Source organism: Hyphomicrobium sp. 802 (assembly GCF_000526135.1).
Lineage (GTDB): Bacteria > Pseudomonadota > Alphaproteobacteria > Rhizobiales > Hyphomicrobiaceae > Hyphomicrobium_B.
In genome coordinates this window covers 1,354,227-1,373,193 of the sequence record NZ_JAFM01000001.1, presented here as the reverse complement: position 1 = coordinate 1,373,193, position 18,967 = coordinate 1,354,227, and the positions used below count along the sequence as shown (strand labels likewise).

The window sequence follows — 18,967 nt, the reverse complement described above, 5'->3', positions numbered from 1 at the left end:
CGCCGGTCTTCACCCACGTTTTGAAGATGCACGGCGACGATGCAAAACAAACCTACCTGCCGCTCAACACCCTGAAGCCGGTCGCGGAAAACGTGTGGCTCGTAGACGGTCCGCTGATCGGCTTCGCACTTGCTGGCCCGCCTCGGCGGTTGCCTCGCTCCGAACGGCGCCATGCCGCGCGATCTCCGCGCAACGTTTTCGAAGGAAAAAACGGAGTTTCGCAAAGCCATCGAAACGATGATCGGCTGGAACCCAGAACGCATCATCGTGGCGCACGGCCGCTGGTACGAATCCCACGCCGTAAGTGAACTGAAACTCGCCTTCCGCTGGCTCCTGACCTAGGCGCGAAAACGAAGGCTTCAGATACCCTGACCTTCGACTTCTTTCTTCAGTTCGTCGCGCGCCTTTTCGCCGCCCTCGATGTTCGGATGAACTTTGAGGAGCTGATCGTAGACTTCGAGCGCAGCTTTTTTCTCGCCCATCTGCACGAGGATCTTGGCCATGCCGTCAAGCGCCCGGAAATTATTCGGCTCAAGGGCGAGCGCCCGTCTCAGATCACCCAGCGCCGCTGCGTAGTTGTTCATCCGGTATTCGATATAGGCGCGATGGCTCCAGGCCTCCGCATACTGTGGCTCGAGTTCGACGGCCGCATCGAGGAAAGGCAGAGCCTTCTCGTTTTGATTCTGCGCCGAGAACAGCTCACCGCGATCGATCAGCAGATTGACGGTATCGCCGCCCTGCATACGCCAGAGCCGCTCGATGACACCGCTGATCTCGCCCGCCTGACGATGGTCGCCTTCGGTCGCGAGATAGGCGTAGAGATTGTCGAGGGTCTTGGAGACCTGTTCCGGTGTCTGCGGCCACGGCAGGCCCATCAGCCCCGGCGGCCCTTTCTGATGCGCTTGAGCGCCGGGAGACGGCGCCACCGGCGGCGCTTTCTTGACGGCAGGAGGCGGTTGCGGCGCGGGCGCCGGCTCGGCAGGGAACGGCTGGGTCTTCAACAGCTCATCATCGGCGGCAGCGTTTGCCGCCCCGCCCGCGAGGATCAGAAGACCTATAAGAAGGCGCGCAGGAAAAATCATGCCCCGAAATTAATCCGGGGCATGGCATTTGGTCAAAAAGACTCTGGTGAATTCGCCGTAACGTCGCATACGACGCCGGCAGCGCCTCAGCCCTGACGGGCCTTGAAGCGACGGTGAGTCTTGTTAATGACGTAGACCCGGCCTTTACGGCGTACGACGCGATTATCGCGGTGCCGCGAGCGCAGGGACTTCAAAGAGTTTCTAACTTTCATAACGACACCGGTTAAAGCTGGTGGACAGCTGGAGGCTGAACCTCCAACCCCATCGAGACGGGGCGAAGCTGCGGGATGAAGCCTGCGTTTTAGCGATTTTTTGGCCGAGGCCAAGTGCCTTTGTGCGCTTTTATGCGAATTTCGCCGTGGTTTTTCGGCGCTCCCTCCCCCAAATCCTGCTGTTTCTGAACATTTGGGCAACTTTGCCCCATGACGCCCTAGGAGATTTGCTCACTGCGGATAGAAACGCTGACGGGACGGGCTTAGTGCAGGAAGCGCCCAAGACGTCGCCCGAGTTCGTCGATACGGGCAATTTTCCCGGCGCTGAGTAGGCAAATCGCCGTTGCCATCCCATCTCCGCGCCTATTTATGCGGTGCTCCAACTGCTCGCATAGAGACGAGGTGAGAGAAAATGCGCATCAGAATTTTGGTTGCAGGATTGGCAAGCCTGGGGGTTGCTGCAGCGCTGTCGACATATGCGTTCGCCCAGGACGACCAAATCCAGCGGTTGACGACAGACAAAATGGAAAATTTCGAGCTGGGCACCATTGCATGGAAAGATGAGCCGCTGCTCCCCAAAGGCGCAAAAAGTGCGCTCGTCATAGGCGACCCCAGCAAGCCCGGCGTCTTTATGGCCTATCTAAAATTCCCGGCGAACTATGAGATTCCAGCTCACACTCATCCCTTCGCTGAAGTGATCACCGTTCTACAGGGCACCGTTTGGAACGGCATGGGAGAAAAGCTGGATCGCGAGAAGGGCAGCAAGCTCGGCGTCGGCGCTAGCTTCACATTGCCCGCTGGCCACGCACACTATCTGTGGAACCAGGAAGAAACCGTCGTTCTCCTCACCGCGACCGGTCCGTGGAACATCAAATACATCAATCCTGCCGACGATCCGCGCAAATAGGGATCGGCAATCGCCACTCTCGGCGGGTGACAGGCGCCCACTCGCGGCGAAACCGAAATCCTTTCCGGGCTCGGCCGACCTGACGTTGGATTTCGAGGGTATGTTGTATCAGTTGCCGAGGGCCGCCAGTCGGACGAAGGCCTCAGCTTAATTCAACGACGGCTTGTGGATAACGATAGCAGGAAACAGGCCATATCTTCCGCACTGTGAAGGTAGACAACGCTGCATCGATAGCAATGTGTTAAGAAACAACCGGCCACGCCAATCATTGCTGACATATCGGCGCATGAACTCGTTATCGATCAAACGATAACAGTCGTATGAGTAGGTGAAGGGCCAGTGCTGTTCTTCAAACCATCTTCGCAGTTGCGGCTCATCAGGATCACGTTCCGGAACGTGATCGGATGCCCCGGCCACTTCTTCGCCTATACCAAATTTTGAAGCGAGCTTCTCAAGCCGGAATGCAAATCCGGAGTGGAGCCATCTATAGACGATCACCGCGACCCCGCCAGGTTTCAAAACGCGCCACAGTTCCAAGATAGCCGGCCTCTGCAGATGGACGGGCAATTGATAGATGAGGTGATTGCATGTGATCGCATCGATCGAGCCGCTAACGAGAGGAAGCCTCGTTGCGTCCCCTTGGACGTAAATGCCCCTATCGCTGAGCTTTTGTTTGGCTTGCCGCAGACCGGTGATTGAGAGATCAATGCAAATACGCTTCTTGAAATTTTGCCCATAACTGAGAAGTTCTGGATGCGCGATCGGGCCGCTCCCAACGTCGACAATATAGTCGCCACCCTTTTCGAAATATTTGCTCAGCCGGGAAATGCAGTGACTGGTATGCTCGATTTGTACCTGTTTGGCTTCGTTGAGAGCGTCTGTTTCTTTGAATTTGCCATTGGCATTCTGCGCCCACCCGAATGAATCATACCAATCAATGATATTCGATGGGGTTGTCGGCTCATTCACCTGCGGAAGAAGCACTGCGATGTCATCGAAGACGCGATAGCTCCCGACTTCATCGTCCGTGACATACATATCGCCTCGCCGCCGAAGGGGACGGCCAGTTACAGGACACTGAAAAATATTATCCGCGTGCGCCATAATGCCGATGCTAGTGCGGCAAAATGGTAAAAGCCCATTCGGCTAAAGGACGTATACCGACAATCCCCGATGCCCGCCTAAAGCTCACGAAGGCCCGCTTCTTTCGGTCTAAAAGCGCGGATTCTCGTCCTCGACGCTCAAGTCAGATCAATAGACGGGCAATGATGGGAAAGACCGCAGGCGTTCCGGAAAACCAAAGAAACCAGAGGCTTCGATGGTGGGCACTAGAGGGATCGAACCTCTGACCCCTACCATGTCAAGGTAGTGCTCTACCGCTGAGCTAAGTGCCCGGAAGAAACGAGCTTCTAGAGGGTTAGCGATACCCAGGTCAAGCCCCGGAACGCCGCAATTTGACGATTATCGTCGAAAGGCCATTTCAAGCTGCCAGCAAGCGGTCGACTTCCTTCACCAAGTCCTTGAGATGGAAGGGCTTGGAAAGAACACGTGCGTCTTTTGGCGGCTGGTTTTCACTATTGAGCACGACCGCCGCAAAGCCGGTGATGAACATGATCTTGAGATCGGGATCGATTTCGCTGGCGCGCCGCGCCAGTTCGATGCCGTCCATCTTGGGCATGACGATATCCGTCAGCAGCAGCGTGAAGGGCTCGGATTTCAGCCGGTCGTAGGCGTCTTCGCCGTTTTCGAAAGCGACGACATCGTAGTTCGCTTTCTCCAGCGCCTTAACGAGAAAGCCGCGCATGGAGTCGTCATCCTCGGCAAGCAAGATGCGACGGATCGGCAGGCTGGATGGCTTAGCGGTCATGGCTACTCTGAATGTGCGAAAACCCCGGACGAGAAATACCCCATATCTCGTCGTACGCAAACTTGGCCCAACTTAGGTAAACGGAGCATGAAACTGTGGAAAGGATCGCTCGACTTCGTGGCGGAATGCTTATTTACCTGGAAACGGCATTGTCGCGCGTAAGCTATGTGCAATCCGCATCACATTAAAAGTCTTGCATGGACTTCGCGCCGCACCGTTGGCAATGTAGGCCGCTCTGAACAAACATTCTCAAGCCGGGATCTGAACGAGACAACGCCGCACCATGCCCGACGATAGATCCCACGACGTGCCCAGCGCATTTTTCCCGTCCTACGATGTCCTGTCGCCGCGGACACAGGGCGTGCCGTTCGTATTCTCGTCACCGCATTCCGGCCGCCTCTATCCGCCGGAATTTCTAGCCATTTCCAGGCTTGACCCGAAAACGCTACGCCGTTCTGAAGATTGCTTTGTCGACAAGCTGTTCCGCCCCGTAGCGAGCCTTGGCGCGCCGCTCATCAGCGCGCGTTTTCCCCGCGCCTATCTCGATCTCAACCGCGAGCCCTATGAACTCGACCCGGAACTGGTGCTCGAACCGCTGCCCGCCCACGCCAACACGCAGTCGATCCGCGTCGCCGGCGGGCTCGGTACTGTCGCCCGCATCGTTGCCGACGGCGAGGAGATCTACCCCTCGCGGCTGCGCCTCGAAAACGTGTTGGCGCGCATCGAGCAGCTTTATTTTCCCTTCCACGCAGAGCTTTCCCGTCTAGTCACGCAGACACGGGAAAACTTCGGCTATGCCGTCCTAATTGATTGTCATTCGATGCCGTCGACGGCGATGGCGCCCGGCGGCGCCCAGCGCCCCGACATCGTCATCGGCGATCGCTTCGGCGCATCCGCCGATCCGCGCCTCACGCTTCTTATCCGCGACGAATTCCAGCGGCGTGGTTTCAAAGTGCAGTTGAACCGTCCGTATGCCGGCGGCTACATCACCGAGCACCACGGCCGTCCCGGACGAGGCACCCACGCCATCCAGCTCGAAATCAACCGCGGGCTCTATATCAATGAACTGACGTTCCAGGAGAACTCAGGCTATCAGCGCCTGTCTGAAGTTCTGATCGATATCGTATCGACGCTGTTCCGCGAGGTGCCGGGCATTCTCGACTACCGCGCCGCCGCCGAATAAAGGGCGCGCTCCGAGGCATCGGATTCACCATAGAAAAAGGGCCGTCCGAATTCCACGAACGGCCCAAGTCTAGGGAGGAAACGCCCAAGGAGGGCTGCGAAGCGCGAGCGGAGCTCACATATCGCACTGCAAAAATTAAAGGTGCAGCGCATCACCAGCAAATGCGTTTTCCGCAAATCTGGCCATCAAAAAGTGCAAGGCTAAAATTCAGGCATTTCAAGCGCCTAAGCTTGGCGCAACCACTGCGGGCAGGAAAATTCTCAATAAAGAAAGGCCGTCCGAACCCGAACGGCCCAAGTCTAGGGAGGAAACGCCCAAATTGGGCAGCGAAAGCGGTGAAGCGTGTCATCGCACTCGCAGCCATCACGATGAGCCGGTTCGTGGCGCATCGCAATCTAAACGCGTATTGCACTAGCACATTAAAAGGTGGCTGTATCCAGCTCGCCACAACTTACGTTACTAATATGTATCTAGTTCAACCTTGCTCTATAACGGCATAGCAACTGGCGCTATCAGGAGCGTCTGTCAAACAATTGAAATCTCAGGGTGACCGCGTGGCGGAACGTGTGCCGGCGACCGAATTTCAGGCCCTTGTCCGCGTCGCGCAGGAGCTGGCCGATATTTCCGGCTCCGTTATCCTCAAGCATTTTCGTAAACCAATGCCTGTGGAAAACAAGGCGGCTGGCGGAGCTTTCGATCCCGTGACGAAGGCCGACCGGGGCGCCGAGAAAGCGATCGTCCAGGCGCTCTCAACCCGCTTCCCCGACCATGGCATCGTCGGCGAGGAGTTCGGCACGCGTCCCGGCACCAGCTCCTATAAGTGGGTCATCGACCCGATCGACGGCACCCGCGCCTTCATCATGGGCTCCCCGCTTTGGGGTACGCTGATCGGGGTGATGAAGGACGACCAACCGATCTTTGGCTTAGTCGATCAGCCATTTACCGGCGAGCGCTTCTGGTCGGGCGACAAGGCGGCCTACCACAGTCTGCGCGGCGGCCGTCCGGCCCGTATCAAGACGCGCGAATGCACCAAGATCGAAGATGCGATTCTGACCTCGACGCACCCCGACCTGTTTGAGACCCCTGAGCAGTCGGCAGCACTCACGTCCCTCAAATCGAAAGCCCGCCTTACCCGTTACGGCGGCGACTGCTACGGCTATTGCCTGCTCGCGTCCGGCTTCGTCGACGTCATCATCGAATCGGGCCTGAAGCCTTACGACATCGTCGCCATCATCCCGATCATCGAGCGCGCCGGCGGGGTGATCACCACATGGACCGGCGGCGACCCCTCGTCCGGTGGTGACATCATCGCGACCGGCGATCCGCGTCTGCACGAAGACGTGCTGGCCCTGCTCAACAAGATTTAGTTTTATAGGCGACCTTCCGACGGCAACGTTTCGACGCCCATGTAGGCGTCGAAAGCGGCCCAGAACCGCTGCCGGATGGCGTCTGTCTCTTGCAGAATCTCATGCCGCGAACCCGGCATCAGAACGTGGCCGCCGGATTTAAGATCGACGGCAAAATCTTCGATCGCCTGCATCGAAACGACATGATCGGCGCCCGCAGCAAAGAGCATCATCGGCACGCACACGTATTTCGGATAATCGGGTCGCGAAAGCATGGCGCAGCTTCTCAGCGCCGCCCGGAGCCAGCCGACCGTCGGCGACCCGAGCGCCAAGTCAGGCGCAGCCTCAATGATCGATTTCACCCGCGACCAGCGCACGTAATCGCTCGTCAGCCTGTTATTCTCGAACGCCATGAGGTCATTCGGCTGGTCGGTGCCACCGCGAACGTAGGCGGTCGCCAGCCCCAGCATCGACGCCGTCGAAGCATAAGCCTTCGCTAGCGGTCGGCTCGCCCCGAGCATGCGCTCGTGGATGTCGATCATTGGCGACAGCAGAATCATGCGCGAGAACGGGCTCGCTTCGTCCTGCGCCCCGCGCAGCAGAATGTTGCCTCCGAGCGAATGACCAAGCCCGACGAACGGCTCCGGCAGGTTCGGCCGCACGATCTCGTCGATAAATATCGCTAGATCGCGGTCGTATTCGGTGAAGGCGACGACGTGCCCCTTATGCCGGTTCGACAAGACACGCTCGGACCCACCCTGCCCGCGCAAATCGAAGATTGCCACGGCGAAGCCGCGCCGCCTGAGATCGGCAACGACCTCGAAATACTTCTCGATGAACTCGCCTCGCCCCTGCACGATGATAACGGTGCCCCGCACCGGCCCGCGCGTGGCCTCCCAAAGCGCCGCGCGCAGCTTGCGGCGGTCGTAGCCGTCGAAAGCCAATACCTCGGCGCCGCTCGGAACGGGATTGATCGAAAGCGAAACCAGTTTCATCTGCCGCTCTTCATGCTCATGCGCGCAAGGCGAAAATATTGAGGAAGAAACGCGAACCAACGCGATTAACACATGATCTTGGCAGGCAGCCTCTTGAAGCGAATATTCGGCTTCCTACCTTTTTAGTGTGGTTGCCGCAAAGCGGGACCGCACTGGAAAAACCGAGCCAACTGGCCCGTTTTTACATGTCGCTTCTCATGGAGGATATGTCATGCGACACGCTGAATTTGCCCCCTTTTACCGTTCTGCTATCGGTTTCGACCGCCTGTTCCAGGCGCTCGATCGCTCCGTAAGCTTCGATAGCGAATCCACCTACCCGCCTTATAACATCGAACGCACCGGCGAGAACGCCTACCGGATCACGCTCGCTGTTGCTGGCTTCTCCCAGGACGAGCTGAAGATCGAGGTCAAAGAGCAGACCCTTTCGATCGCCGGCGAGAAGGCCGCTGACGCCGAAGGCAAAACCTACCTTCACCGCGGCATTGCCGCCCGCGCGTTCGAGCGCCGCTTCCAGCTTGCCGACCACGTCGATGTGACGGGCGCCAAATTCGAGAACGGCCTCCTGCACGTAGATCTCGTCCGCAACGTTCCGGAGAGCAAGAAGCCCCGGACAATCGCGATCGGCACGGGTGAACCCGTCCACCAGCTCGAAGCCAAAGCGGCTGCGTAACCTCACGTCTCTCGTGTAGCCTGGAACGGCAGCCTTGCTTCGGCAGGGTTGCCGTTTTTTTTGCCTGCCTTCGGGCCTGCACTGACCATAGGAAATTTTGTTGCCCGGTACTCGCTCGGAGCTTGCCGAAAAAGATCATTGCCACGGCTGCGTGTTACCGCTTGTGCCGCAGTGTCAAATCTGTAGAATTTGCTAGATAGGTCAACATTGCTGTCCTTTGTGCGCCGGTGGGTGGGCGTCTGAGAACAGCTCGGACGTTTGCATCGGCCGTAGCGTCGCTTTACGGCTTCCGAGTGGCGGCGTGGGAGAAATAGAAGTGCTCGAATACAGGATATGCGGTTTGCAGGGCCGTGCGATCGGCAGCGGGCTCCATTCCATTAACCACCACGTGTTATCGCGCCCTGACCGAAAACGGCGGCGCTTGGCGTAATATTCTTCGACCGACGAGATTGCGCAAAAGTCGAACAAACAAAGCGGCCCGCACCCGGGCACGTTTCCGAATAACGAAGTTCTGAATTTAGGCCAACGGGCCATACGAGGCGAGAAATGAGCGAAGGATATCTGTCTCCGCTGGAAGACGAAATCGGCACGGGAAGCCGTCCGGCGGCAGCAGGCCTTTTTGATCCGGCTCTTGAGCGCGACGCATGCGGCGTCGGCTTCATTGCGAACCTCAAGGGTCGCAAATCACATAGCATCGTCGAAGGCGCCTTGAAGATCCTCGAAAACCTCGAGCATCGCGGTGCGGTCGGTGCCGACCCGCTTTCCGGCGACGGCGCCGGCATCATGATTCAGATCCCGCATGACTTCCTGGCCGCCGAAACGAAGGCGCTCGGCTTCGATCTTCCGGCACCGGGCGAATACGCTGTCGGCCACATCTTTATGCCGCACGACGAACGTCTTCGCGCGCATTGCGAGCGCGTCTGGGCGCGCTGCCTCAAGGAAGAAGGCCTTGAGCTGATCGGCTGGCGCACGGTCCCGGTTGAAAACGGTTGCTTGTCGGACATGGTGCGCGATGTCGAGCCGGTGCATCGCCACGTCTTCATCCGCCGCCCGGCGAGCATGACCGATCAGGAAGAGTTTGAGCGTCACCTTTATATGGTCCGCAAGGTCGTCTCTAATGCGATCCACGACGCGTATAAGGGCCGCGACATCGGCCACTACACCGTGTCGCTGTCGACGCGCACGCTCGTCTATAAGGGCATGTTCCTGTCCTTCCAGGTGAAGGCCTATTACTCGGACCTGTCCGACCCGCGCCTCGTGTCGGCGCTCGCCCTCGTGCACCAACGCTTCTCGACGAACACGTTCCCGTCGTGGAAGCTCGCGCACCCCTATCGCATGGTTGCGCACAACGGCGAGATCAACACCCTGCGCGGCAACGTCAACTGGATGGCCGCACGCCAGGCATCGGTGTCGTCGCCCCTCTTTGGCGACAAGATCTCGAAGCTCTGGCCGATCTCGTATGAAGGCCAGTCCGATACCGCCTGTTTCGACAACGCGCTCGAATTCCTCGTCATGGGCGGCTACAGCCTCTCGCACGCGGCGATGATGCTGATCCCCGAAGCGTGGGCCGGCAATCCGACGATGGATACCAACCGCCGCGCCTTCTACGAATATCATGCCTGCTTGATGGAGCCGTGGGACGGCCCCGCCGCCATGGCCTTCACCGACGGCCGCCAGATCGGCGCGACGCTCGACCGCAACGGTCTGCGTCCGGCCCGCTACCTCGTGACTAAGGACGACACCGTCATCATGTCGTCCGAGTCCGGTGTGCTGCCGGTCGAAGAAGAAAACATCGTCAAGAAGTGGCGCCTGCAGCCCGGCAAGATGCTGCTCATCGACCTCGAAAAGGGTTGCATCATCTCCGACGAAGAGCTGAAGGCCGAGATCGCCGCCAGCCACCCGTATGAGACGTGGCTGAAGCGCACGCAGATCAAGGTCTCCGACCTGCCGCTGCCGTCGAAGAGCGCCACCGCCGCGAAGTCGAACGTCGCCCTGCTCGATCTGCAGCAGTCGTTCGGGTACACCCAGGAAAGCATCAAGTTCCTGCTGACGCCGATGGCGGAAAAGGGCGAAGAAGCCACCGGCTCGATGGGCACCGACACGCCGATCTCGGCGCTGTCGTCGAAGTCGAAGCTGCTTCACACCTATTTCAAGCAGAACTTCGCGCAGGTCACGAACCCGCCGATTGACTCGATCCGCGAAGAGCTGGTGATGAGCCTCGTCTCCTTCATCGGCCCGCGCCCGAACATCCTCGATCTGCAAGGCACCTCGAAGCAGAAGCGCCTCGAAGTCGATCAGCCGATCCTGACCAACGAAGACCTGGAGCGCGTCCGCGGCATCGGCGCGGTGAAGGACAACGACTTCGAATCGATCACCATCGACATCACCTACCCCGCCGATAAGGGCGAAGGCGGCATGGGCCCGGCGCTCGACGGCATCTGCGCCGAAGCGGAAGAGTACGTCCGCGCCAAGGAATTCAACATCATCATCCTGTCCGACCGCCGCGCCGGACCGGACCGCATTGCCATTCCCTCGCTGCTCGCGACATCGGCCGTGCACCACCACCTGATCAAGCAGGGCCTGCGCACCTCCGTCGGCCTCGTCGTCGAGACCGGCGAAGCCCACGAGATCAACCAGTTCTGCACGCTTGCGGGCTATGGCGCCGAAGCCATCAATCCGTATCTCGCATTCGAAACGCTCTACACCATGATCCCGGAACTCCCCGAGGGGACGACGCCGGAAATGGTCAAGAAGCGCTTCATCAAGGCCATCGGCAAAGCCATCATGAAGGTGATGGCGAAGATGGGCATCTCGACCTACCAGTCCTATTGCGGCGCTCAGATCTTTGATGCCGTCGGCCTGCGGTCGAGCTTTGTCGAACGCTATTTCACCGGCACGCACACTCAGGTCGAAGGCGTCGGCCTGCGCGAGATCGCGCGCGAAACGGTTGAGCGCCACAAGGCGGCGTTCGGAGACATCCCGGTCCTCGCAAACGCGCTCGACGTCGGTGGCGAATACGCTTACCGCGTCCGCGGCGAAGCCCACATGTGGCGTCCGGGAACGGTCGCCGACCTGCAGCATGCTGTCCGCGCAACCGATAATAAGGAAGCGATGAGCGGCCGCATTCCGCAGAAGTTCCGCGACTTCTCGAAGGCGATCAACGACCAGTCCGAACAGCTGATGACGCTTCGCGGCATGTTCCGCCTGCGCTCGGCCGAAAGCTTCGGCCGCAAGCCCATCCCGCTGGAGGACGTTGAACCGGCCGCCGCCATCGTCAAGCGCTTCTCGACCGGCGCGATGAGCTACGGCTCGATCAGCCGCGAAGCCCACACCACGCTTGCCATCGCGATGAACCGCATCGGCGGACGTTCAAACACCGGCGAAGGCGGCGAAGAATCCGATCGCTTCAAGCCGATGGCCAACGGCGACTCGATGCGCTCGGCGATCAAGCAGGTGGCGTCCGGCCGCTTTGGCGTGACGACGGAATACCTGGTCAACTCCGACATGATGCAGATCAAGATGGCCCAGGGCGCCAAGCCCGGCGAAGGCGGTCAGCTGCCGGGTCACAAGATCGATGCGACGATCGCGAAGGTCCGTCACTCGACGCCGGGCGTCACGCTCGTCTCGCCGCCGCCGCACCATGACATCTATTCGATCGAAGACTTGGCGCAGCTCATTTACGATCTGAAAAACGTCAACCCGAAGGCTGACGTCTCGGTAAAGCTCGTCTCCGAGGTTGGCGTCGGCACCGTCGCTGCTGGCGTCGCCAAGGCGCGCGCCGACCACGTCACGATCTCGGGCTTCGAAGGCGGCACCGGCGCATCGCCCCTGACGTCGATCAAGCACGCGGGCAGCCCGTGGGAAATCGGCCTCGCCGAAACGCATCAAACGCTCGTCGCTAACCTCCTGCGTGGCCGCATCGCCGTGCAGGTCGATGGTGGTGTCCGCACCGGCCGCGACGTCGTCATCGGTGCGCTTCTTGGCGCCGACGAGTTCGGCTTCGCGACCGCCCCGCTCATTGCGGCGGGCTGCATCATGATGCGCAAGTGCCACCTGAACACCTGCCCGGTCGGTGTCGCCACACAAGATCCGGTTCTGCGCGCAAAGTTCTCCGGCAAGCCTGAGCACGTCATCAACTACTTCTTCTTCGTCGCTGAAGAAGTCCGCGAGATCATGGCTCAACTCGGCTTCCGCACCTTCAACGAGATGATTGGTCAAAGCGATCAACTCGATAAGGATCGCGCCATCGAGCACTGGAAGGCGCGCGGCCTCGACTTCACGAAGCTGTTCCATAAGCCGCACGCCCCGGCAGGCGTCGCGATTTACAACAGCGAGCGCCAGGACCACGGCCTCGAAAAGGTTCTCGACGTCAAGCTGATCGATCTGGCGAAGCCTGCTCTCGAAGGCAAGAAGCCGGTAAAGGCGGAAGTCGACATCAAGAACGTCAACCGTTCCGCGGGCGCGATGCTCTCGGGCGAGGTTGCGAAGCGCTACGGCCATACCGGACTGCCGGAAGATACCATCTGGATCTCTTTCAAGGGGACCGCGGGCCAGGCATTCGGCGCGTGGGTCGCGCACGGCGTCACGCTCGATCTCATCGGTGAAGGCAACGACTACGTCGGCAAGGGATTGTCGGGCGGCAAGCTGATCGTACGCCCCGATCCCAAGTCGAGCATCGTTCCGGAAGAAAGCATCATCGTCGGCAACACGGTGCTCTACGGCGCCATCACCGGCGAATGCTATTTCCGCGGCGTGGCCGGTGAGCGCTTCGCCGTCCGTAACTCGGGAGCCTACGCCGTCGTTGAAGGCACGGGCGACCACGGCTGCGAATACATGACCGGCGGCGTTGTCGTCGTGCTCGGCCAAACCGGCCGCAACTTCGCGGCCGGCATGTCGGGCGGCATCGCCTATGTCCTCGATGAGGACGGCAATTTCGAAAGCCGTCTCAACAAGGACATGGTGCAGCTCGAAGCCATCACGGCCGATCCGGGTTCGCTGCAGAAACTCGCCCAGCAGGGCGGCGATGTCGCGATTGCGGTCCACAACGTCATGGTCGACATGCGCGAGCAGGACGCCGAGCGTCTGCACACGCTCATTTCGCGGCACGCGCATTACACGAATTCGCGCCGCGCTCAGGACATCCTGAAGAACTTCCAGGCCTACCTGCCGAAGTTCAAGAAGGTGATGCCGGTGGAATACCGCCGCGCGCTGACCGAGCTCGCCAAAGCCCGCGAAACCAATCGCGAGGCTGAGCTCGAAGCAGCCAAGCAATAACGATCACACCGGCACATCGCGGATAGACAAGACGAAAGAAGAAACACGAGAATGGGCAAGCCGACTGGTTTTCTGGAAATCGAGCGCGCCGACCGTAAGTATCGCCCGGTCGAAGAGCGCCTGAAGCACTATAAGGAATTCGTCGTTCCGCTGTCGGAGCCTGAAATAAAAAAGCAGGCTGCGCGGTGCATGGATTGCGGCATTCCCTATTGCCACAACGGCTGCCCGGTCAACAATCAGATCCCCGACTGGAACGACCTCGCCTATCGCGGCGACTGGAAGGAAGCCGCCGACAATCTGCACTCGACGAACAACTTCCCGGAAGTGACGGGCCGCATCTGCCCGGCGCCGTGCGAAGCGTCATGCACGTTGAACATTGACGACACTCCGGTCACGATCAAAACCATCGAATGCTCGATCGCGGATCGCGCGTGGGAAGAAGGCTGGGTGCAGCCGCTGCCGCCCGAGAAGAAGACGGGCAAGAAGGTTGCGGTCATCGGCTCCGGCCCCGCGGGCCTCGCCGCCGCGCAACAGCTCGCGCGTGCCGGCCATGAGGTCCATGTCTACGAGAAGAACGCTCGTCCCGGTGGCTTGCTCGTTTACGGCATTCCCGACTTCAAGATGGAGAAGGGTGTCATCGCCCGCCGCGTCAAGCAGATGGAAGCCGAAGGCGTGACTTTTCATTGCGGCATCCATGTTGGCCAGGATCTTTCGGCGAAGTATCTGGAATCGAAGCACGACGCCGTGTTGATCGCCATCGGCTCCGAGCAGCCGTTTGACTTCTTCGCCAAGTCGCCGGGCCGCAATCTCGACGGCCTGCACTACGCGATGGATTTTCTGCCGCAGCAGAACCGCCGCAACGCCGGTGAACCGCAGAAGCCGAAAACGAAAGAGATTTCGGCTGCGGGCAAGCACGTCATCGTCATCGGCGGCGGCGATACGGGTTCCGACTGCATCGGCACCTCGTTCCGCCAAGGCGCACTGAGCGTGACGCAACTCGAAATCATGCCGATGCCGCCGGAGAAGGAAAACAAGGCACTCTCCTGGCCGCACTGGCCGCTGAAACTGCGCATCTCGACGTCGCAAGCCGAAGGCGCCAAGACCGAATATTCGATCTCGACCACGGGCTTCACCGGCGAAGACGGCAAGGTGAAGAAGCTGAACTACACGCGCGTCAATGCCAACTTGCAGCCGATCAAGGGCACCGAGGGTGCGCTCGACGCTGATCTTGTGCTGTTCGCGATGGGCTTCTCGGGTCCCGTCGAATCCGACATCGTCAAGGAATTCGGACTTCCCGTTGTGCCGCGCGGCCGCTTCAAGGGGCTCGACGCGACGGACCGCGACTACAAGCTCAGCACTTCGCCGAAACTGTTCTGCGCCGGTGACATCCGTCGCGGACAATCGCTCGTCGTCTGGGCGATCCGCGAAGGCCGCCAGGCTGCGCACGCGATCGACAAGTTCCTGATGGGCTCGACCGTCCTGCCGCGCTGACGCGAGATAAACAACGCGTCAGCCTTCTGCACCAATGAAAACAAGCGTTACCCGCGCGGCTGCTGCATCGCGGGTTTCGCCTCGCTTGTCGTATCGGGTTTCGGCGGCCACGTCAGATCGTCGGCGCGTCCCGGCTTCGGCTGCAGCCGTTCGCCCTTCACGAGCAGGCGGAAGTAGGGCGCTTGCGTCGGCGACAACCGCCCACGATCTCGATTGCCTGACGGCGAGATCGAACTCATCAGCGTCAGCCCCCCCGCGATTTGATCGACCAGCAAATCTCCACGCTGGCCAGACGCCTCGCGCCGCGCCATCAAGGCCACGACCGACGCCGGGATCGCCGGACGAACAATCGGGATTGTCTGCGTCTCGGCCCGGCCATTACCGCTGACGATCTTCAAAATGATTTTGCCGTCGTCCTCCTTCTGATCGCCCGAGGCGTCTGCAGTCGCGGACGCCGGAGTGCCGGTCACGCCATGCGCGCGAACAATAGGCGTCTTCGCACTCGCGTCATTGTTGGCAGCTACAGGCGACGACGGCGCCGGTGTTTTCACGGCATTCCCTGGATTGATCTTCGCCTGCTCGGCATCCGACCCGAGCAGCGGAATGTTCCGGTTCTGCTTCGCCTGGATGAGATCCGGCCGCAGCTCCTTCTCGACGAAATGCGCCAGCTTGCGATTGCCCGCGACGGTGAAGTTCACGCCGTCCCGGAGACGAAGCAATCGGATTGCGCCCTCAAGATCGGGGCCATATGCAGAATAGCCGCCGTTATCGTCGGTGAACCCTTGATATGCGTCGATGTACTTAAAGCCGTTGAGATAGGCCCGCTCGCGGATCACATCGTTGATGCGCTGCGCAAGGTCGTTGGCGTCGGAGCGCGCGAGATTAGGCAGACCGACCCAATAGACCGCCGCGCTGCGCGTCTTGAAGACCCGCATGAGCCGGTCGATCCGACGGGTATATTCAATGAGCCAAGCTTCGCTGCCGATTGGGAGGCGCTTGCCGTCGTCAGTACGGATCGAAATGCGATCGTCCTGTCCGGTCATGACGATGGCGATGTTGAACGGTTGGCTCGCCACCGCCTTTTCCAACGCCGCGACTTTAGCGTCGAAGTTGCGCGACGCGATAGCGGCGAGCGGCGTCACCTGCTTCTGGATGTTTAAACGCACATCGGAATTGAACGCCACTTGCAGGCCGCTCAATAGCCCAGGCGCAAAATCGTCACCGAAAACGCTCACCTGATAGACGTCGTTGTCCGGAAACGGCGTGAGAAACGTTCCGACCTGATCATCGTCGGCAGCCCAAGTATCGGTCGTCCAAGCCAATGGCGCGAGCAAAGCCGCGAGCACAACGGCAAGGGCCGCGCCAAGAAAGCGGAAATGCCGAAGCAAAGGCTTCATGCCGTGAAGTGCCCTTCGTGAGTTTCAAGGCGACCGGCGCCGACGAATCCAGCGATCAGCATACAGCGTCGCGATCTCCGCTCCAACGCCCGCCGCGCTCCTTCCCGTCAGCGCTTGGCGGCCTGGGACTCCACATGCGCCAGCACCCGTTCCGACGGCCAGCAATCGATGGAGAGACCGTTGGCCTTCTCGTAAAGGCCGATCTGCTTACGCGTGTTGGACCCGATCTTCCCGTCGATCTTGTCCATCGGATAGCCGAGTTGCTGTAGCCGCGCCTGAATGCCGGCCACGGTATGGGTCCTCGGCTGCGCGAACGACGCCCACGGCGTGACGAAATCGCCGCCGCCACGGATGCGGTCGCCGAGGTTGCCAACAAACAGCGCATAGAGATCGGACGTGTTGTAGAGCCGAATGACGCGGAAGTTCTGCGCCGCCAGGAATGCCGGACCGTAGGCGCCCGCCGGCATCATCAGATAGGCGTCCGACGCCAGTTCCGCCTTCGTGAACGGCCGCCCGCTGGCTTTCTTGAAGCCCATCTTCACCCAATCGGCAATTGGGCGCGTATCGGGCGGGCCTTCCAGCGAGCAATCGGCATGCTGAGGCGCGATGACCTCGTACCCCCAGCGCGCGCCAGGGACCCAGCCCTTTCCTTTGAGCTGCATCGCCGTGAACGCCAGCGCATCCGCAACGGAGCGCCAGATATCGATCTTGCCGTCGCCATCACCGTCGATTGCAAATTTGAGATATTCGGTCGGCATCGCCTGCGTCAGCCCGACGGCGCCCGCCCACGACGACTTCATGTCTGAGCGCGGAATCCCCTTCTGCAGCATGACGAGCGCCGCGATCAGCTCATCGTGAAAGCGTTCCTTGCGCTTGCCGACATAGGCGAGCGTCGCCAGCATCTGGATAGCATCCCTCGACGGATGATAACTGCCATAGGCCGTTTCACGTCCCCAGATCGCAACGAGCGTATAGCGGTCAACGCCCGTCAGCTTTTCGATCCGCTCAAGCGCCGTCCGATGCTCGGCGAGAAACTTTTTTCCCTCAACACCGAGCTTCTCAAGATAGGGCTTCGACAAATAATCGGCCGCCGTCTTGGTGAACTCGGCCTGTCCGGCGTTGTCGATCTTTGGCCGCCCTGGAATGTCGAGATCTGGGATGCTGTAATCCGGCTTCACGCCCGCAAACGCCGTATCGAACGTTTTGCGGCTAACCCCTGCCGCCTTCGCCTGCGGCCATAGGCTCGCGATGAAACTTGAAAAATCCTGAGTTGGTTTGGCATTGGCGGCGATCGATGTCAGCGCCAGCAGCACCGATGTCAGCACAGCCGCGGCGCTTGCCCTAAAATACGTGTTCTTCAAGAGCATTGCAGCGCTGCCTTCTTTGAACGTGGCGGCCCGACACGCGCCGCTCTTATGCGCGTGCCCGATGTTAAGGGCATTTTTGCGGCTCAGCTCGCCAGTGCGCCCGCCTTCAGCGCATCGACGCGGCGTTCCCAATTCAACGCCTGCGCCACGATTTGTTCGAGATTATCGTGCTCCGGCTGCCAACCGAGTTGATCGCGAATTTTGGCCGAAGCCGCAACGATAGCCGCCGGATCGCCCGCGCGACGCGGCGACAGCAGAACTTTGAAATCGACGCCCGATACGCGCTTCACTGCAGCGATAACTTCGATGACGGAATAACCCTTCGAGTACCCGCAATTGAAGATGTCCGACGCCCCGCCCCGGCGCAAATGCTCAAGCGCTACCGAATGCGCATTCGCCAAATCACTCACATGGATGTAATCGCGGACGCACGTGCCGTCGGGCGTCGGATAATCGATGCCGAAAATTTCCATATGCGGACGTTTCCCCAACGCCGTCTCGCACGCGACTTTAATCAGATGCGTTGCGCGCGGCGTCGATTGCCCCGACCGGCCCTTCGGATCGGCCCCAGCGACATTGAAATACCGCAAGGCGACGAACCGGAAATCATAGGCGCGCGACGAATCCGACAGCATGATTTCGGTCATCAGCTTCGAGGAGCCATAAGGCGACAGCGGGGCAGGCGGCGCCGTCTCCGAGACGGGATTATCCTCCGGATTGCCGTATACGGCGGCGGTGGAGGAAAAAATGAAATGCTTCACGCCGGATTCGACGGCAGCCGCAATCAGTCCCCGTGATTTCACCGTATTGTTGAGGTAATAGCCGAGCGGATCAGCAACCGAATCCGGAACAACGACAGATCCCGCGAAATGAATAATAGCATTTACGTTATGCGAACGGATCGTTTCCCTGACGAGATCGTTATCTGCAATATCTCCAACGACCAACGCCGCCCGGCGATCGACAGCCCAACGAAATCCCGTGGACAGATTATCGATGACGACGACATCTTCGCCCACGTCCAGAAGCTCCAGAACCATGTGGCTGCCGATGTAGCCGGCGCCCCCCGTGACGAGCACGCTCATAGTTGCAATGAACTCCTGATGTCTATACCCACAACAACTGTCGATTCCGCTCGAAGACCGGCTCAGACCTAATGGAGACCGCTGCTTTGTG

The 18,967-nt window shown here is 59.9% G+C and carries 15 protein-coding genes and 1 tRNA gene; 7 read left to right on the top strand and 9 right to left on the bottom strand.

Going from position 1 to position 18,967, the window contains the following annotated elements; all coding sequences use genetic code 11:
• Window positions 1-171 precede the first annotated feature (171 nt).
• Window positions 172-342, top strand: coding sequence for a hypothetical protein (locus HYP802_RS0106825; protein ID WP_155831171.1), 171 nt, complete (start codon window positions 172-174; stop codon window positions 340-342).
• A gap of 17 nt (window positions 343-359) precedes the next feature.
• Here HYP802_RS0106825 and HYP802_RS0106820 read toward each other — a convergent pair whose 3' ends face one another.
• Together HYP802_RS0106820 and ykgO are read right to left on the bottom strand one after the other, a co-directional pair.
• Entirely contained in the window at window positions 360-1,082 is a 723-nt protein-coding gene (locus HYP802_RS0106820; protein WP_013946400.1) for a tetratricopeptide repeat protein, read from the bottom strand.
• A gap of 86 nt (window positions 1,083-1,168) precedes the next feature.
• Entirely contained in the window at window positions 1,169-1,294 is a 126-nt protein-coding gene (ykgO, locus tag HYP802_RS23180; protein WP_013216601.1) for a type B 50S ribosomal protein L36, read from the bottom strand.
• A 412-nt stretch (window positions 1,295-1,706) separates the two neighbouring features.
• Here ykgO and HYP802_RS0106810 point away from each other — a divergent pair, with 412 nt between their 5' ends.
• A complete protein-coding gene (locus tag HYP802_RS0106810) occupies window positions 1,707-2,201 on the top strand; it encodes a cupin domain-containing protein (protein WP_013946398.1) in 495 nt (164 codons plus the stop codon).
• Window positions 2,202-2,348: 147 nt separating this feature from the next.
• Here HYP802_RS0106810 and HYP802_RS0106805 read toward each other — a convergent pair whose 3' ends face one another.
• From HYP802_RS0106805 to HYP802_RS0106795, 3 genes are all read right to left on the bottom strand, one after another.
• Entirely contained in the window at window positions 2,349-3,239 is an 891-nt protein-coding gene (locus HYP802_RS0106805) for a class I SAM-dependent methyltransferase (RefSeq protein ID WP_013946397.1), read from the bottom strand.
• 281 nt (window positions 3,240-3,520) lie between these two features.
• A tRNA-Val gene (locus HYP802_RS0106800) sits at window positions 3,521-3,595 on the bottom strand.
• 86 nt (window positions 3,596-3,681) lie between these two features.
• Window positions 3,682-4,068, bottom strand: a complete 387-nt coding sequence (locus tag HYP802_RS0106795; RefSeq protein WP_013946396.1) for a response regulator — start codon at window positions 4,066-4,068, stop codon at window positions 3,682-3,684.
• 283 nt (window positions 4,069-4,351) lie between these two features.
• Here HYP802_RS0106795 and HYP802_RS0106790 point away from each other — a divergent pair, with 283 nt between their 5' ends.
• A complete protein-coding gene (locus HYP802_RS0106790; RefSeq protein WP_013946395.1) occupies window positions 4,352-5,251 on the top strand; it encodes an N-formylglutamate amidohydrolase in 900 nt (299 codons plus the stop codon).
• A gap of 554 nt (window positions 5,252-5,805) precedes the next feature.
• On the top strand, window positions 5,806-6,618 hold the full coding sequence (hisN, locus tag HYP802_RS0106785; RefSeq protein ID WP_013946393.1) for a histidinol-phosphatase: 813 nt from the start codon (window positions 5,806-5,808) through the stop codon (window positions 6,616-6,618).
• A gap of 2 nt (window positions 6,619-6,620) precedes the next feature.
• On the opposite strand, the gene HYP802_RS0106780 is transcribed toward hisN, so the two are convergent.
• Window positions 6,621-7,592, bottom strand: a complete 972-nt coding sequence (locus HYP802_RS0106780; protein ID WP_013946392.1) for an alpha/beta hydrolase — start codon at window positions 7,590-7,592, stop codon at window positions 6,621-6,623.
• Between the two features lie 211 nt (window positions 7,593-7,803).
• Here HYP802_RS0106780 and HYP802_RS0106775 point away from each other — a divergent pair, with 211 nt between their 5' ends.
• The 3 genes from HYP802_RS0106775 to HYP802_RS0106765 all read left to right on the top strand — a co-directional run bounded on the left by HYP802_RS0106775 (window position 7,804) and on the right by HYP802_RS0106765 (window position 15,027).
• A complete protein-coding gene (locus HYP802_RS0106775; protein ID WP_013946390.1) occupies window positions 7,804-8,262 on the top strand; it encodes an Hsp20 family protein in 459 nt (152 codons plus the stop codon).
• 546 nt (window positions 8,263-8,808) lie between these two features.
• On the top strand, window positions 8,809-13,536 hold the full coding sequence (gltB, locus tag HYP802_RS0106770; RefSeq protein ID WP_024275403.1) for a glutamate synthase large subunit: 4,728 nt from the start codon (window positions 8,809-8,811) through the stop codon (window positions 13,534-13,536).
• A 51-nt stretch (window positions 13,537-13,587) separates the two neighbouring features.
• Window positions 13,588-15,027 carry a glutamate synthase subunit beta gene (locus tag HYP802_RS0106765; protein ID WP_024275402.1) on the top strand — a complete coding sequence of 480 codons (1,440 nt, stop codon included), beginning with the start codon at window positions 13,588-13,590 and terminating at the stop codon, window positions 15,025-15,027.
• A 47-nt stretch (window positions 15,028-15,074) separates the two neighbouring features.
• On the opposite strand, the gene HYP802_RS0106760 is transcribed toward HYP802_RS0106765, so the two are convergent.
• The 3 genes from HYP802_RS0106760 to galE form a co-directional block, all read right to left on the bottom strand.
• Window positions 15,075-16,424, bottom strand: a complete 1,350-nt coding sequence (locus HYP802_RS0106760; protein ID WP_013946386.1) for a DUF459 domain-containing protein — start codon at window positions 16,422-16,424, stop codon at window positions 15,075-15,077.
• Between the two features lie 107 nt (window positions 16,425-16,531).
• Window positions 16,532-17,791, bottom strand: coding sequence for a lytic murein transglycosylase (locus tag HYP802_RS0106755; RefSeq protein WP_024275401.1), 1,260 nt, complete (start codon window positions 17,789-17,791; stop codon window positions 16,532-16,534).
• A gap of 83 nt (window positions 17,792-17,874) precedes the next feature.
• Window positions 17,875-18,876 carry a UDP-glucose 4-epimerase GalE gene (gene galE, locus HYP802_RS0106750; RefSeq protein WP_013946384.1) on the bottom strand — a complete coding sequence of 334 codons (1,002 nt, stop codon included), beginning with the start codon at window positions 18,874-18,876 and terminating at the stop codon, window positions 17,875-17,877.
• Window positions 18,877-18,967: the final 91 nt, after the last annotated feature.